Genomic DNA, 14168 nt, shown 5'->3' with positions numbered 1-14168 from the left:
GGTCACACTCCGCTCACGAAGGGCCAGGGCACGAGCAGGAACGCACCGACGATGAGCCACACGAAGCGCACCCACGTCGCCGAGGCGCGCGTGAGGAGCATCGACACCCCGAACCAGAGGACGGGAGCCGCGACCGCCGCCCATTGCGCCGGGACGACAGCCCAGGGCGCGAGGAACGCCGAGATCACGAGCGCCGTACGAGCGCCACCCAGCGCCCAGCCGACGGTGTACAGCAGGTAGATCCCGCCGAGGAGACCGAGCGTGACGAGCGCGACGTTCCCGAGGGATGCCGGTGGTCCCGCCTCGGCGCGGTCCTCCCCCGACCCCTTCTCCCCTGCCGGAGGCACAGGATCCTGCTCGGCCGCCGGAGCCGCCGGCTGCGGCGCACTCCCCCTCCCGACCGCGCGGAAGCCGGGCGGCAGGGACGTCTCGCTCCGCTCGGGGCGGGGTGGACGGGTCGGCGAATCGTCGCCCTCCCAGCGGAAGGCGTCCTCGTCGTCTCGGGGCTCGGAAGGCACGGATCGAGTCTACCGACGCCGAAGGCCCGACCCCTTGTAAGGGCCGGGCCTCCGTGGCTCATATCAAGCCGGTCTCGGCGGATGCGCCGAGGGCGGGATGCCGAGGGTCAGCGCGCGGCGGAGCCTTCGGTGTAGTCCGAGTCCTGCTGCTTCCACGCGAAGAGCGCGCGCAGGTCCTTGCCGACGGCCTCGATCGGGTGCGCGGCGGCCTTGGCACGAAGCTCCTGGAACTCCACGGCGCCGTTGTCCTGGTCGTCGATGAAGCGCTTGGCGAAGGCACCCGACTGGATGTCGCCGAGGACGGCCTTCATGTTCTCCTTGACGCTCGGGTCGATGACGCGCGGGCCCGAGACGTAGTCGCCGTACTCGGCCGTGTCGGAGACCGACCAGCGCTGCTTGGCGATGCCGCCCTCCCACATGAGGTCGACGATGAGCTTCAGCTCGTGGAGCACCTCGAAGTAGGCGATCTCGGGCTGGTAGCCCGCTTCGGAGAGAGTCTCGAAGCCGTACTGGACCAGCTGCGACACGCCACCGCAGAGGACGGCCTGCTCGCCGAACAGGTCGGTCTCGGTCTCTTCGGTGAAGGTCGTCTTGATGACGCCTGCACGGGTTCCGCCGATGGCCTTGGCGTACGAGAGCGCGACGCTCCAGGCCTGGCCCGAGGCGTCCTTCTCCACGGCGATGATGTCGGGGATGCCGCGGCCCGCGACGAACTCGCGCCGCACCGTGTGGCCGGGGGCCTTCGGGGCGACCAGGATGACGTCGACGTCGTCGGGGACCTCGATGTAGCCGAAGCGCACGTTGAAGCCGTGCGCGAAGGCGAGCGTCTTGCCGGCCGCGAGGTGAGGCTTGATCTCGTCGTTGAAGATGCCGCGCTGGTGCTGGTCGGGCGCGAGGATCATGATGAGGTCGGCCCACTCGGCGGCATCCGCGACGGACTTCACCTCGAAGCCGTCCTCTTCGGCCTTGGGAGCGGACTTCGAGCCGTCCTTGAGGGCGATGACGACCTCGACGCCGGAGTCGCGGAGGTTCTGGGCGTGGGCGTGGCCCTGCGAGCCGTACCCGACGATGGCGACCTTCTTGCCCTGGATGAGCGAGATGTCGGCGTCGGCGTCGTAGAGGATCTCAGCCATGTTCGTGTGTGTCTCCTTGTAGATGTCGGTAGAGAAGTGCTGGGGTCAGCCGCGCAGGACGCGCTCGGTGATGCTCTTGCCGCCGCGGCCGATGGCGACCATGCCGGACTGTGCGAGCTCCTTCACACCGAAGGGCTCGAGCGCCTTGAGGAAGGCGTCGACCTTGCCGCGATCACCGGTCACCTCGACCACGAGGGCGTCGGTCGCGTAGTCGACGACGGACGCGCGGAAGAGGTTGACGACCTCGATGACGTTCGAGCGCGTCTGGTTGTCGGCGCGGACCTTGACGAGCATGTGCTCGCGCTGGACCGAGGTCGCGTAGTCGAGCTCGACGATCTTGATGACGTTCACGAGCTTGTTCAGCTGCTTCGTCACCTGCTCGAGCGGCAGCTCCTCGACGTCGACGACGACCGTGATGCGGGAGAGCCCCGGCACCTCGGTGACGCCCACGGCGAGCGAGTCGATGTTGAAGCCACGGCGGGCGAACAGGCCCGCCACGCGCGTCAGCAGACCGGGCTTGTCCTCCACGAGGAGGCTCAGGACGTGCTTGCTCATCGTCAGTCCCCCTGCTCGAATGCCGGCGCGTGTTCGCGCGCGTACTGGATGTAGCTGTTGCTGACGCCCTGCGGCACCATCGGCCACACCATCGCGTCGGCGCTCACGACGAAGTCGATGACGACGGGACGGTCGTTGGTCTCCAGTGCCAGCTGGATGGCGGCATCCACGTCCTCGGCCTTCTCGACCCGGATGCCGAGGCAGCCGTACGCCTCGGCGAGCTTGACGAAGTCCGGGATGCGGATGCTGTCGTGACCCGTGTTGAGGTCGGTGTTCGAGTGGCGCCCGTCGTAGAAGAGGGTCTGCCACTGGCGCACCATGCCGAGGGACGAGTTGTTGATGATCGCGACCTTGATCGGGATGTTGTTGATCGCGCAGGTGGCGAGTTCCTGATTGGTCATCTGGAAGCAGCCGTCGCCGTCGATCGCCCACACCGCCCGGTCGGGCTGGGCGACCTTCGCCCCCATCGCGGCGGGGACGGCGTAGCCCATCGTCCCGGCGCCGCCGGAGTTCAGCCACGCGTTGGGGCGCTCGTAGCCGATGAACTGCGCGGCCCACATCTGGTGCTGACCGACACCCGAGGCGAACACGCCCTCGGGTCCGGTGATCTCGCCGATGCGCTGGATCACGTGCTGCGGCGACATCAGACCGTCCGTCGTCGGCGCGTAACCGAGCGGGAACTCGGTCCGGAGGCCGTCGAGGTACGACCACCACTCCGAGATGTCCGGCCCCTCGACCCCGGCGAACGCGGCATCGAGGTCGACGAGGACGTCCTTCAGGTCGCCCACGATCGGAACGTCTGCGGCGCGGATCTTGCCGATCTCGGCGGGGTCGATGTCGACGTGGATCACCTTGGCGTCGGGGGCGAACAGCGCCGCCTTGCCGGTGACGCGGTCGTCGAACCGTGCGCCGAGTGCGATGAGCAGGTCGGATTCCTGGAGCGCGAGGACGGCCGGAACCGTGCCGTGCATGCCCGGCATGCCGAGCTGCTGCGGGTGGGAGTCGGGGAACGCTCCCCGCGCCATGAGGGTCGTGACGACAGGGGCTCCGGTGGCCTCCGCGAAACGGCGGAGCTCAGCGGCAGCCCCCGCGCGGACCACGCCACCGCCCACGTACAGGACGGGCTTCTTGGCCTCGGAGATGAGCTGCGCCGCGGCCTGAATCTGCTTGCCGTGGGCTTTCGTCACCGGCCGGTACCCGGGGAGGTCGACCTTCGGCGGCCAGATGAAAGGCGCCTTGGCCTGCTGCGCGTCCTTCGTGATGTCGACGAGCACGGGGCCTGGGCGACCGGTCGAGGCGATCTCGAACGCCGCGGCGATCGCGCCGGGGATCTCGGCGGGATCCTTCACGAGGAACGAGTGCTTCGTGATCGGCATGGTGATGCCCACGATGTCGGCCTCCTGGAAGGCATCCGTCCCCATCAGGGTCGAGTACACCTGCCCGGTGATGCAGACGATCGGCATCGAGTCCATGTAGGCGTCCGCGATCGCGGTGACGAGGTTGGTCGCGCCCGGGCCGGAGGTCGCGATCGCGACGCCGACACGACCGGATGCCGCGGCGTACCCCTCGGCGGCGTGACCGGCGCCCTGCTCGTGCCGGACCAGGATGTGGCGGAGGTCCGTGGAGTCCATCAGGGGGTCGTAGACCTCGATGATGGCTCCACCCGGGAGGCCGAAGACGTCGGTGACGCCCAAGAGCTCCAGTGAGCGGACGACGGCCTGCGCTCCGGTGAGCACGGGGTGGGACGCGCCTCCGGCGGGTGGCCGGGGCACAGCGGCAACGGTGTCAGAAGACATGAGAGAGACCTCTGTGGTGATGGATGACGAGTGTGTGGGGCCTAGCCCGTCGTCGCGCCCTCCGCAGCGGAGCGCACGAGCTTCGAGTACTTGGCCAACACGCCACGGGTATAGCGCGGGGGAAGGGGCTCCCAGCCCTCACGGCGGGAGTTCAGCTCAGCTTCGTCGACGAGTAGGTCGAGAGAACGAGCCGCGATATCGACCCGTATCAGATCACCATCGCGCACGAAGGCGATGGGACCAGCGTCCACCGCTTCGGGTGCTATGTGGCCGATGCACAGGCCGGTTGTGCCGCCTGAGAATCGTCCGTCCGTCAACAGTAGTACATCTTTTCCGAGGCCAGCGCCCTTGATGGCGGCGGTCACGGCGAGCATCTCGCGCATGCCCGGACCGCCCTTGGGCCCCTCGTATCGGATGACGACGACGTCGCCGGCGGCGATGCGTCCCTCCTCGAGGGCGTCCATCGCGGCGCGCTCGCGTTCGAACACCCGGGCGGGTCCCTCGAAGACGGCGGCATCGAACCCCGCGGTCTTCACAACGGCACCTTCGGGCGCCATCGAGCCGTGCAGGATCGTGATGCCGCCGGTCGCGTGGATCGGGTCGTCGAAGGTGTGGATGACGGTGCCGTCGATCGGGTCCGGGTCGAGGTCGCGCAGGTTCTCGGCGAGCGTCTTGCCCGTGACGGTGAGCGCATCGCCGTGCAGGAGGCCCTCGTCGAGCATGGCCTTCATGATGACCGGGATGCCGCCGTGCCGGTCGACGTCGTTCATGACGTAGGTGCCGAACGGCTTCATGTCGGCCACGTGCGGGACCTTGTCGCCGATGCGGTTGAAGTCGTGGAGCGTCAGGTCGACCTCGGCCTCGCGGGCGATGGCGAGCAGGTGCAGGACGACGTTCGTCGAACCGCCGAGGGCCATCGCGAGCGCGATCGCGTTCTCGAAGGACTCCTTCGTGAGGATGTCGCGGGTCGTGATGCCCTGGCGGAGCAGGTTGACGACGGCCTCGCCGGAGCGGTGGGCGAAGTAGTCGCGGCGACGGTCGGCGGAGGGCGGCGCCGCGGAGCCGGGAAGACTGAGCCCCAGAGCCTCGGCGACCGATGCCATCGTGTTGGCGGTGTACATGCCGCCGCATGCGCCCTCGCCGGGCGCGATCGCGCACTCGATGCGCTTGAGGTCGGCCTCGCTCATCTTGCCGGCCAGGCACGCCCCGACCGCCTCGAAGGAGTCGATGATCGTGACGTCCTTCTCGGTGCCGTCGCTGAGCTTGACCCAGCCCGGCGCGATCGAGCCCGCGTAGAGGAAGACGCTCGAGAGGTCGAGGCGGGCGGAGGCCATGAGCATGCCGGGGATCGACTTGTCGCAGCCGGCGAGCAGGACCGAGCCGTCGAGGCGCTCGGCCATCATGACCGTCTCGACCGAGTCGGCGATGACCTCACGGCTCACGAGGGAGAAGTGCATGCCCTCGTGGCCCATGGAGATGCCGTCCGAGACCGAGATGGTGCCGAACTGGAGGGGGTAACCGCCTCCGGCGTGCACGCCTTCTTTGGCTCCCTGCGCGAGCCGGTCGAGGCTCAGGTTGCAGGGCGTGATCTCGTTCCAGCTCGAGGCGATGCCGATCTGGGGCTTGTCCCAGTCCTCGTCGCCCATGCCGACCGCGCGGAGCATTCCGCGGGACGTCGTGGCTTCGATGCCGTCGGTGACCGCGCGACTGCGGGGCTTGATGTCGATGTTCTCGTCGGGAGAGGGCATTCTCGAAGTCTATTGCCGCGAAGCGACGCGCTCGTGTGCGACAGTCGACAGCACTGCGGCGAGTTCTTCGATGTCTGCCACACGGACGGATGCCGCGGTCTCCCCCGCACCGACACGGATGCCGAGATCGTCGGGTCCGAGCGAGCGGAGGGCGTCCTCATCGGTCAGGTCGTCCCCGGCGAAGACGACGGCGGTCGCGCCGACGACCTCGCGGAGGTGGGAGACGGCGGCATCCTTCCCGGCGTCGGTGAACGCGTACTCGACGATGTCGTGGCCCTGACGCCGGCGCCAGTGCGGGGCGGCATCCGCCATCAGCGCATCGACGGATGCCCGGAGCCGCTCGGCAGCGGCCGCGTCGGTCACGGTCCGCAGGTGCACCCCGAAGCCGAACGTCTTCGGTTCGATCCAGGAGCCGGGGGCTCCCTCGGCCAGCTTCTCGACGTCAGCTCGCAGCCGGTCCCGCACCTCGATGTCGGCGGGGTCCAGGGCCTCGTCCGCGGGCGCGCCGGGGATGAGGTACTCCGCACCGTGCGAGCCGGCCAGCAGAATCGGCGAGTCGTCGGAGTGCTCGGCGATGATCCGCAGGTCGCCGAGCGACCGGCCCGACACGAACGCCACGGCGGTGTCGGGCGCCGCGAGCAGCGCCTCGACGGCGGAGCGGGCCGCCGGAGCCATCCGCGCGCTCATCGGGTCGTCGACGAGCGGCGACAGGGTTCCGTCGAAGTCCAGCGCGACCAGCAGCCGATGGGCACGTGCGATGTCGGTGAGATCGGTCACGGGTGTTCCTTCCGGGCGGCGTTCAGATCCGAGATGAACCTCTCCGACCATTTCGCGACGTCGTTCTCACGGACCCGACGGCGAAGAGCCCGCATCCGGCGGTCCTTCTCCTTCTGCGGCATGTCGATCGCCTGCATGATGGCGTCCTTCAGTCCGGTGATGTCGTGCGGATTCACCTTGATGGCCTGCGTGAGCTCGTCGGCCGCCCCGGTGAACTCGCTGAGCACCAGCGCCCCGCCGCCGTCGACGCGACTCGCGACGTATTCCTTGGCGACGAGGTTCATGCCGTCGCGGAGAGCCGTGACCAGCATGACGTCCGCCGCGAGGAAGAGCGCGACCATCTCCTCGCGCGGGTACGAGTGGTGGAGGTATTGGATCGCGCTGTAGCCGAGTTCATCGGCATCGCCGTTGATGCGCCCGACGGTGAGCTCGATCTCGTCGCGGAGCTCCATGTAGGTCTGCACGCGCTCGCGGCTGGGACTCGCGACCTGGACGAGGATGACGTCGTGCACCGACAGGCGGCCGTCCGCCAGCAGTTCGCCGTACGCCTTCAGCCGGTGTCGGATGCCCTTCGTGTAGTCGAGCCGGTCGACGCCCAGCAGGATCGCCTTCGGGTTGCCGAGACTCGAGCGGATCTCCTCGGCCCGAGCCCGGATGTCGGGACGCTTCGCGAGCTCCTCGTACTCGGCCGCGTCGATCGAGATCGGATAGGCGCGGGCGACGGCGGTCCTGACGCCCCCGTCTTCCGTCGGGACGGCGATCGCGCCGGCCTTGGTGTCGAACCCCAATTGGCGGCGCACGGCACGAGCGAAGTTCCCGGCATCCGCCACCCGCTGGAAGCCGATGACGTCCGCACCGAGCAGGCCCTCGAGGACCTGGCGTCGCCACGGCAGCTGCGCGTACAGGCCGTATGCGGGGAACGGAATGTGGTGGAAGTAGCCGACGGTCAGGTCGGGACGGAGCTCGCGGAGGAGCTTCGGGACGAGTTGCAACTGGTAGTCGTGGACCCAGACCGTCGCGCCCTCGGCGGCGTGGGTCGACGCGGCCTCCGCGAATCGCTTGTTGACCCTGACGTAGGCGTCCCACCACGTGCGGTGATACGTCGGCGCCGCGATGACGTCGTGGTAGAGCGGCCAGATCGTGTCGTTCGAGAAGCCCTCGTAGTAGAGCTGCATGTCGTCGGCCGACAGCGTGACGGGGACGAGCTGGAGGCCGTCGAACTCGAACGGCTCGAGCTCCATGTCCGCTTGTCCCGGCCAGCCGACCCAGGCACCGTGGGTGCTCCGCATCACGGGATCGAGCGCCGTCACGAGGCCGCCGGGCGAGCGCCGCCAGGGTTCGTTCTCGTCGTCCGTCCGGTCGACCGGAAGGCGGTTGGACACGACGACGAAGTCAGAAGCCACGGTCACGGTGTTCCTCTCGATGGATGACTTCAGGCTAACAACCGCCACGCCATGCGTCGGGCGCACTAGCGTGGGTGGTATGCGCAAATACCTGTTCGGAACCGGTCTTCTCTCGGCCCTCACAGGAGGCGTCACTCTCTTGCGCTCCGCGCGCAGCCCCGAGCCGTTCACCTGGCGCACCGCGCTCGCCTGGCTCAGCTGGGGCATCACCCTCGCTCTCGCGGTCGGATCGGTCGTCGACACCCGTCGCGCGTCGCGCGGCAAGCTCATCCCGATGGACTCGCCGCGCGACGGCGAGAAGAAGAAGCTGCTGAAGCGCCGCCTCTCGCGCTGATCTTCCGTTAGCGGGTCAGGATGAGCGCCTCGCCCTGACCGCCACCGCCGCACAGGCCCACCGCGGCCGTGCCACTCCCCCGTCGCTGGAGCTCACGCACGGCGTGGACGACTAGGCGCGCACCGGACGCTCCGATCGGATGCCCGATGGCGATCCCGCCACCGTGGACGTTGACGATCGACTCGTCGATGCCGAGTTCCCGCTGCGATTGGGCGACCACGGCGCCGAAGGCCTCGTTGATCTCGACCAGGTCCAGAGCGGATGCCGCGATGCCCTGACGTCCGAGCGCCTGCGCGATCGCGCGCGCGGGCTGGGAGTGCAGGGAGTTGTCGGGTCCGGCCACCTGACCCGCCGCACCGACCGTCGCGAGAATCGCCCACCCCTCCGCTTCGGCGCGGGACCGCGTGGTCACGACGACCGCGGCGGCGCCGTCGGAGATCGGCGAGGCGTTGCCTGCCGTGATGTCGCCGTCGGTGGAGAACGCGGGGCGCAGCCGGGCCAGGGTCTCGACGGTGGTGTCCGGGCGGACGCCTTCATCCGCGACCACGCGGACCGGGTCGCCTCGCCGCTGCGGCACCTCGACGGGGACGATCTCGTCGTCGAAGACACCCTGCTCGGCCGCGGCGGCGGCACGCTGGTGGGACAGCGCGGCGACGTGGTCCTGCGCCTCGCGCGTGAGCCCGAGCGCGGGGTTGTGCTGCTCGGTCGACAGACCCATCGAGATCCCCTCCGCGGCGTCGGTGAGACCGTCGAACGCCATGTGGTCGAGCACCTCGACCGAGCCGTACGCCCAGCCGTCGCGTGAGCCGATGAGGAGGTGGGGCGCGCGCGACATCGACTCCATCCCGCCGGCGACGACGACCGCGGCATCCCCCGAGGCGATCAGCCGCTTCGCATCGATGATGGCGGTGAGTCCCGACAGGCAGACCTTGTTGACAGCGGATGCCGGGACGTCCCACCCGATGCCGGCGCCGAGAGCCGCCTGCCTCGCCGGATTCTGGCCCGACCCGGCCGGGAGCACCTGGCCCATGATCACGGCGTCGACCGCGGTGGGATCCACTCCGCTGCGCTCCAGCGCACCGCGGATCGCGATGGCCCCCAGCTGCGGGGCGGACAGGGACGACAGGGCGCCCATGAGCTTGCCCTGCGGCGTCCGGGCGGCACCGACGATCACGATCTCTTCACTCATGACTCCACCTTCGCATCGCTCGGGACGATCAGTTCGGGCTCCGTCGCCTCGCGGACCTCGGACACGCTCACTCCGGGCGCCGTCTCGACGAGAACGAGCCCGCGCGGCGTGACGTCGATGACAGCGAGGTCGGTGATGATGCGATCGACCACCCCGCGGCCCGTGAGGGGAAGCGAGCACTCGGCGACGATCTTCGGCGACCCGTCGCGAGCGACGTGCTCCATCAGGACGATGACGCGTCCGGCACCGTGGACCAGGTCCATGGCCCCGCCAGGCCCCTTGACCATCTTCCCCGGGATCATCCAGTTCGCCAGGTCTCCGGCGGCGGACACCTGCATCGCACCGAGGATGGCGGCGTCGATCTTGCCGCCCCGGATCATGCCGAAGCTGAGCGCGGAGTCGAAGAAGGCCGCTCCCGGAAGGGTCGTCACCGTCTCCTTGCCCGCATTGATCAGGTCGGGGTCGACGTCGGCCTCCCGCGGGTACGGACCGACGCCGAGGATCCCGTTCTCGGATTGGAGGACGACGGTGACGCCTTCCGGGACGTGGTTGGGCACGAGGGTGGGCAACCCGATGCCGAGGTTCACATAGGAGCCGTCGCTGAGCTCCGCGGCAGCACGGGCCGCCATCTCATTCCTGGTCAGCGCCATGTCACTGCCCTTCCGCCGTGATCGTCCGTCGTTCGATGCGCTTCTCGATGCCGGTGCCGACCTCCACGACCCGATGCACGTAGACGCCCGGGAGGTGAACGGCATCCGGATCGAGCTCGCCCGGCTCGACGAGCTCCTCGACCTGCGCGATGCACACCCGCCCGGCCATGGCGGCGAGCGGGTTGAAGTTGCGGGCCGCTTTAGCGAAGACGAGGTTGCCGTGCCGGTCGCCGCGGCGCGCGTGGACGAGCGAGAAGTCGGTCGTGATGGCCTCCTCGAGGACGAACTCCTTCGCGGAGCCGGCCACATCGAAGACCCTGACGTCCTTCGGTGCGGACGCCACAGCCACCCCGCCGGCGCCGTCGTAGCGGCGCGGCAAGCCGCCCTCGGCGACTTGCGTCCCGACTCCGGTCTGGGTGTAGAACGCGGCGATGCCGGCGCCGCCCGCGCGGAGCTTCTCGGCCAGCGTGCCCTGCGGCGTCAACTCGAGTTCGAGCTCGCCGGAGAGGAACTGGCGCTCGAACTCCTTGTTCTCGCCGACGTAGGAGGAGGTCATCTTGCGGATGCGATGTGCGCGCAGCAGCACGCCGAGCCCCCAGTCGTCCACGCCGCAGTTGTTCGAGACCACCGAGAGGTTGGCCGTCCCCTGTTCGAGAAGGGCCTCGATCAGGGCGGTCGGATTGCCGGAGAGTCCGAATCCGCCGACGGCGATGCTCGCTCCGTCCGGGATGTCCGAGACCGCCTCAGCCGGTCCGGCCACGCGTTTGTCGATCACTGCGCACTCCTTCGTGTCGTCTCCCTCGAGCATCGCCCGCACCCGCGTCCCCGGTCGAGGATGTCGTTGCCATGTGGATCGCTCGACCCGTAGGGTCCACGATGTGGAACGACCCACGGCATCCGTCCCCGGCGCACAGGCGATCGCCCGTGCCGCGCTCCTCCTGCGACTCGTGAGCGCAGCCGGCATGACCGGCAAAGGACTTCGCGAACTGGCCGCGGATGCGGGGCTCACCCGGACGACGGCGCACCGGCTGCTCTCGGCCCTGCGCGCGGAGGGGCTCGTCGACCAGGACGACCGCACCGCCCGCTGGCTCGCCGGCCCGGAGCTGTTCCTCATGGGGGCCGCAGCCGCACCTCGCTACGACATCACCCACATCGCTGCGGACATCGTCCGCTCCCTCGCGGTGAAGACCGAGGAAAGCGCGTTCCTCTCCGTGCGCCGCGGCGACGAAACGGTCTGCCTCGTGCGGGAGGAAGGATCCTTCCCCATCCGGTCCTTCGTCCTGAGCGAGGGTGTCCGCTTCCCATTGGGCGTCGCATCCGCGGGCCTCGCGATCCTGTCCTTCCTTCCGCAGGGCGACGTCGACGCGTATCTCGACCGCCATCCCGACCTGCCGGGACGATGGGGCGGTGCCCACGATGCGGCAGCGCTCCAGATGCGCATCGCCGAGACGCGTGACCGGGGCTACGCCGTCAATCCGGGGCTCATCGTCCCCGGTTCGTGGGGCATCGGTGCGGCCGTCTTCGACCACGCCGGACACCCCGCATGGGCGCTGAGCCTGACCGGCGTCGAGTTCCGCTTCGGCCCCGATCGGCTCGCCGACCTCGGGCGCCTGCTCCTGGCCCACGCGCATCAGCTGACGACGCGCGTCCAGTCGGCCCGGCGGGCGTGAGGCGCCTCAGAGCCCGGCCGACTCCAGCCAGCGGAGCCAGACCTCGCTCACGGTCGGGTAGGCCGGGACGGCGTGCCACAGTCGGTGCAGCGGGACCTCGCCGACGATCGCGATCGTGGCGGCGTGCAGGAGTTCGGCGACGTCCGGGCCGACGAAGGTGGCACCCACGAGCACTCCGCGCTCGGCGTCGATGACGGCCCTCGACATCCCCTCGTACCGGTCCGAATGCGTGCTCGCCCCGGCGACCCACGACAGGTCGTAATCGACGATCTTCACGTCGATCCCGGCCGCGCGAGCGGACGCCTCGGTGTGCCCGACGGCGGCGACCTCGGGCTCGGTGAACACGACCTGCGGGACGGCGGCGTGGTCGGCCGTCGCCGCGAGGGGACCCCACGGGGAGGTGTCGACATCCGTCGAGGCCGCGCGCCGGGCGATGACATCACCGGCGATCCTCGCCTGATACTTGCCCTGATGCGTGAGCAGGGCGCGGTGGTTGACGTCGCCGACGGCGTACAGCCAATCGCTCCCGGGGACCCGCAGCGTGTCGTCGACCTCGATCCAGGCGCCCGCCTTCTGGCCGATGACGTCGAGACCGACATCCTCGGTCCGGGGCACGCGCCCCGTCGCGACGAGGATCTCCTCGGCGCGGACCGACGACCCGTCGTCCAGCGACACGGTCACGCCGCCGTCCGAGCGCTCGACGCCCGTCACGCCGACCCCGGTGCGGACGGTCGCGCCGGCCGAGGTAAGCGACTTCTGAACGGCTTCGCCGGCGAAGCCCTCGAGCCCGCTGAGGAGCGACGACCGGGCGATCACCGTGACGTCCGTTCCGAAGGCGGTGAACGCCGTCGCCATCTCGACGCCGACGACGCCCCCGCCGAGCACGACGAGGGACGAGGGAACGTCAGTCACGCCGGTGGCCTCGCGGCTCGTCCACGGCGCGGCATCCCGAAGACCGGGGACGTCGGGAAGGAGTGCGGCCGACCCGGTGCACACGGCGACCGCGTGGCGTGCCCGCAGGACCGTCGTAGAGCCGTCGGCCGCTTCGACCGTTACCTCCCTCTCGGCAGACAGTCGGCCGTGGCCCCGCACGAGATCGATGCCCGCGCCCTGCAGCCACTCGACCTGGGAGGTGTCCTGATAGTCGTGCACCATGCGATCGCGCCTCGCGAGGACGGCCGCGACGTCGACGCCGCCGTTCACCGCCTCGGCCGCTCCCGCGACGTCCCGAGCCGCGCGCAGTGCGGCGGGTGCGCGCAGAAGCGCCTTCGACGGCATGCACGCCCAATACGAGCACTCGCCGCCGACGAGCTCGCTCTCGACGATCGCGGCGGTCAACCCGCCGCGGACGGCCCGGTCCGCGACGTTCTCGCCGACGGGGCCGGCTCCGATGACGATGAGGTCGTACTCGCGTGTGCTCATGCCGACACCGTAGCGAGCGCCCGGCCGTAATGTCCCGCCCTTGCCATACCCGGGGAAAGACGTCAATGGACGCCGGAGACTGCCGGGATGTCGGGGGTCTGTGGTTTGCTGAAGCACCGGCCGAAAGGACGCCCATGGCCATCGAATTCCGATCCGTCACCAAGCGCTTCGGCGACGGCCCCGCCGCCGTCGACGACGTCTCGCTCGAGATGCCCGCGCGCAAGACGACGGTCCTGGTCGGATCCTCGGGCTGCGGCAAGACCACGCTGCTGCGGATGATCAACCGCCTGATCGAACCGACGTCCGGTGACATCATGATCGACGGCGAGTCGATCCGCTCCCGTGACGCCGTCCAGCTGCGGCGCAGCATCGGGTACGTCCTGCAGAACGCCGGACTCCTGCCCCACTACACGGTGGCCGACAACATCGCGACCGTGCCCGTGCTCACCGGCCAGACCCGCGCGACCGCGCGTCGGCGCGCGATGGAGTTGATGGAGGTCGTCGGCCTCGACACCGCGTTCGCCGATCGCTACCCCGCTCAGCTCTCCGGCGGCCAGCAGCAGCGCGTCGGCGTCGCACGTGCGCTCGCTGCGGACCCCAACATCCTGCTCATGGACGAGCCGTTCGGCGCCGTCGACCCCATCGTCCGCAAGGAACTGCAGGCCGAGGTCATCCGACTGCAGCGAGAACTCGACAAGACGATCGTGTTCGTGACCCACGACATCGACGAAGCCTTCCTGCTGGGTGACCAGGTGGTCATCCTGCAGAAGGGCGCCCGGATCGCCCAGCACGGAACGCCCTCGGAGATCATCGAAGCCCCCGCCGACGAGTTCGTCGCGAGCTTCATCGGCGCCGATCGCGGCGCGCGTGCCTTCCACGCGAAGCAGACCGACCGCGGGACGGTGCTCGTGGACGGATCCGGTCGGACCCAAGGCGTCCTCCTGCCGGGGTCGCCGGAGGACGAGGGGTGACG

Annotated in this window: 14 protein-coding genes; 3 read left to right on the top strand and 11 right to left on the bottom strand. The window is 69.6% G+C overall.

Annotated features, from left to right (window positions below):
• Positions 1-2: 2 nt before the first annotated feature.
• The 7 genes from H286_RS0103885 to H286_RS0103855 all read right to left on the bottom strand — a co-directional run bounded on the left by H286_RS0103885 (position 3) and on the right by H286_RS0103855 (position 7936).
• Positions 3-518 (bottom strand): hypothetical protein, encoded by a 516-nt coding sequence (locus tag H286_RS0103885; RefSeq protein ID WP_028497385.1) that lies wholly within the window; start codon positions 516-518, stop codon positions 3-5.
• Between the two features lie 107 nt (positions 519-625).
• A complete protein-coding gene (gene ilvC, locus H286_RS0103880) occupies positions 626-1651 on the bottom strand; it encodes a ketol-acid reductoisomerase (protein ID WP_020097175.1) in 1026 nt (341 codons plus the stop codon).
• A gap of 45 nt (positions 1652-1696) precedes the next feature.
• A complete protein-coding gene (gene ilvN / locus H286_RS0103875) occupies positions 1697-2206 on the bottom strand; it encodes an acetolactate synthase small subunit (protein ID WP_020097174.1) in 510 nt (169 codons plus the stop codon).
• 2 nt (positions 2207-2208) lie between these two features.
• Positions 2209-4002 carry an acetolactate synthase large subunit gene (locus H286_RS0103870; RefSeq protein ID WP_028497384.1) on the bottom strand — a complete coding sequence of 598 codons (1794 nt, stop codon included), beginning with the start codon at positions 4000-4002 and terminating at the stop codon, positions 2209-2211.
• A gap of 41 nt (positions 4003-4043) precedes the next feature.
• Positions 4044-5750, bottom strand: coding sequence for a dihydroxy-acid dehydratase (ilvD, locus tag H286_RS0103865; protein ID WP_018188100.1), 1707 nt, complete (start codon positions 5748-5750; stop codon positions 4044-4046).
• A 9-nt stretch (positions 5751-5759) separates the two neighbouring features.
• Entirely contained in the window at positions 5760-6527 is a 768-nt protein-coding gene (gene otsB / locus H286_RS0103860; RefSeq protein ID WP_020097172.1) for a trehalose-phosphatase, read from the bottom strand.
• Positions 6524-7936, bottom strand: a complete 1413-nt coding sequence (locus tag H286_RS0103855; protein WP_018188102.1) for an alpha,alpha-trehalose-phosphate synthase (UDP-forming) — start codon at positions 7934-7936, stop codon at positions 6524-6526. Before H286_RS0103855 ends, otsB begins: the two co-directional genes overlap by 4 nt.
• Positions 7937-8009: 73 nt before the next feature.
• On the opposite strand from H286_RS0103855, the gene H286_RS0103850 reads away from it, so the two are divergent.
• Positions 8010-8264, top strand: a complete 255-nt coding sequence (locus H286_RS0103850; protein ID WP_018188103.1) for a hypothetical protein — start codon at positions 8010-8012, stop codon at positions 8262-8264.
• Positions 8265-8271: 7 nt separating this feature from the next.
• On the opposite strand, the gene H286_RS0103845 is transcribed toward H286_RS0103850, so the two are convergent.
• From H286_RS0103845 to H286_RS0103835, 3 genes are read right to left on the bottom strand one after another with little or no spacing between them, the layout of a single operon-like run.
• Complete coding sequence (locus tag H286_RS0103845) at positions 8272-9453, bottom strand: acetyl-CoA C-acetyltransferase (protein ID WP_020097171.1); 1182 nt, start codon at positions 9451-9453, stop codon at positions 8272-8274.
• Positions 9450-10103 (bottom strand): CoA transferase subunit B, encoded by a 654-nt coding sequence (locus tag H286_RS0103840; protein ID WP_026302973.1) that lies wholly within the window; start codon positions 10101-10103, stop codon positions 9450-9452. Before H286_RS0103840 ends, H286_RS0103845 begins: the two co-directional genes overlap by 4 nt.
• Before the next feature lies 1 nt (position 10104).
• Positions 10105-10911, bottom strand: a complete 807-nt coding sequence (locus H286_RS0103835; protein ID WP_020097170.1) for a CoA transferase subunit A — start codon at positions 10909-10911, stop codon at positions 10105-10107.
• 70 nt (positions 10912-10981) lie between these two features.
• Here H286_RS0103835 and H286_RS0103830 point away from each other — a divergent pair, with 70 nt between their 5' ends.
• Positions 10982-11773 (top strand): IclR family transcriptional regulator, encoded by a 792-nt coding sequence (locus H286_RS0103830; RefSeq protein ID WP_020097169.1) that lies wholly within the window; start codon positions 10982-10984, stop codon positions 11771-11773.
• Between the two features lie 6 nt (positions 11774-11779).
• Here H286_RS0103830 and H286_RS0103825 read toward each other — a convergent pair whose 3' ends face one another.
• A complete protein-coding gene (locus H286_RS0103825) occupies positions 11780-13195 on the bottom strand; it encodes a dihydrolipoyl dehydrogenase family protein (RefSeq protein WP_020097168.1) in 1416 nt (471 codons plus the stop codon).
• A 134-nt stretch (positions 13196-13329) separates the two neighbouring features.
• Between H286_RS0103825 and H286_RS0103820 the strand changes: the two genes are divergently transcribed.
• On the top strand, positions 13330-14166 hold the full coding sequence (locus tag H286_RS0103820; protein WP_018188109.1) for an ABC transporter ATP-binding protein: 837 nt from the start codon (positions 13330-13332) through the stop codon (positions 14164-14166).
• The last annotated feature ends 2 nt before the right edge of the window (positions 14167-14168 follow it).

The organism is Microbacterium sp. 11MF (assembly GCF_000383475.1).
GTDB lineage: Bacteria > Actinomycetota > Actinomycetes > Actinomycetales > Microbacteriaceae > Microbacterium > Microbacterium aquilitoris.
This window is presented reverse-complemented; position numbering and strand designations above follow the sequence as displayed.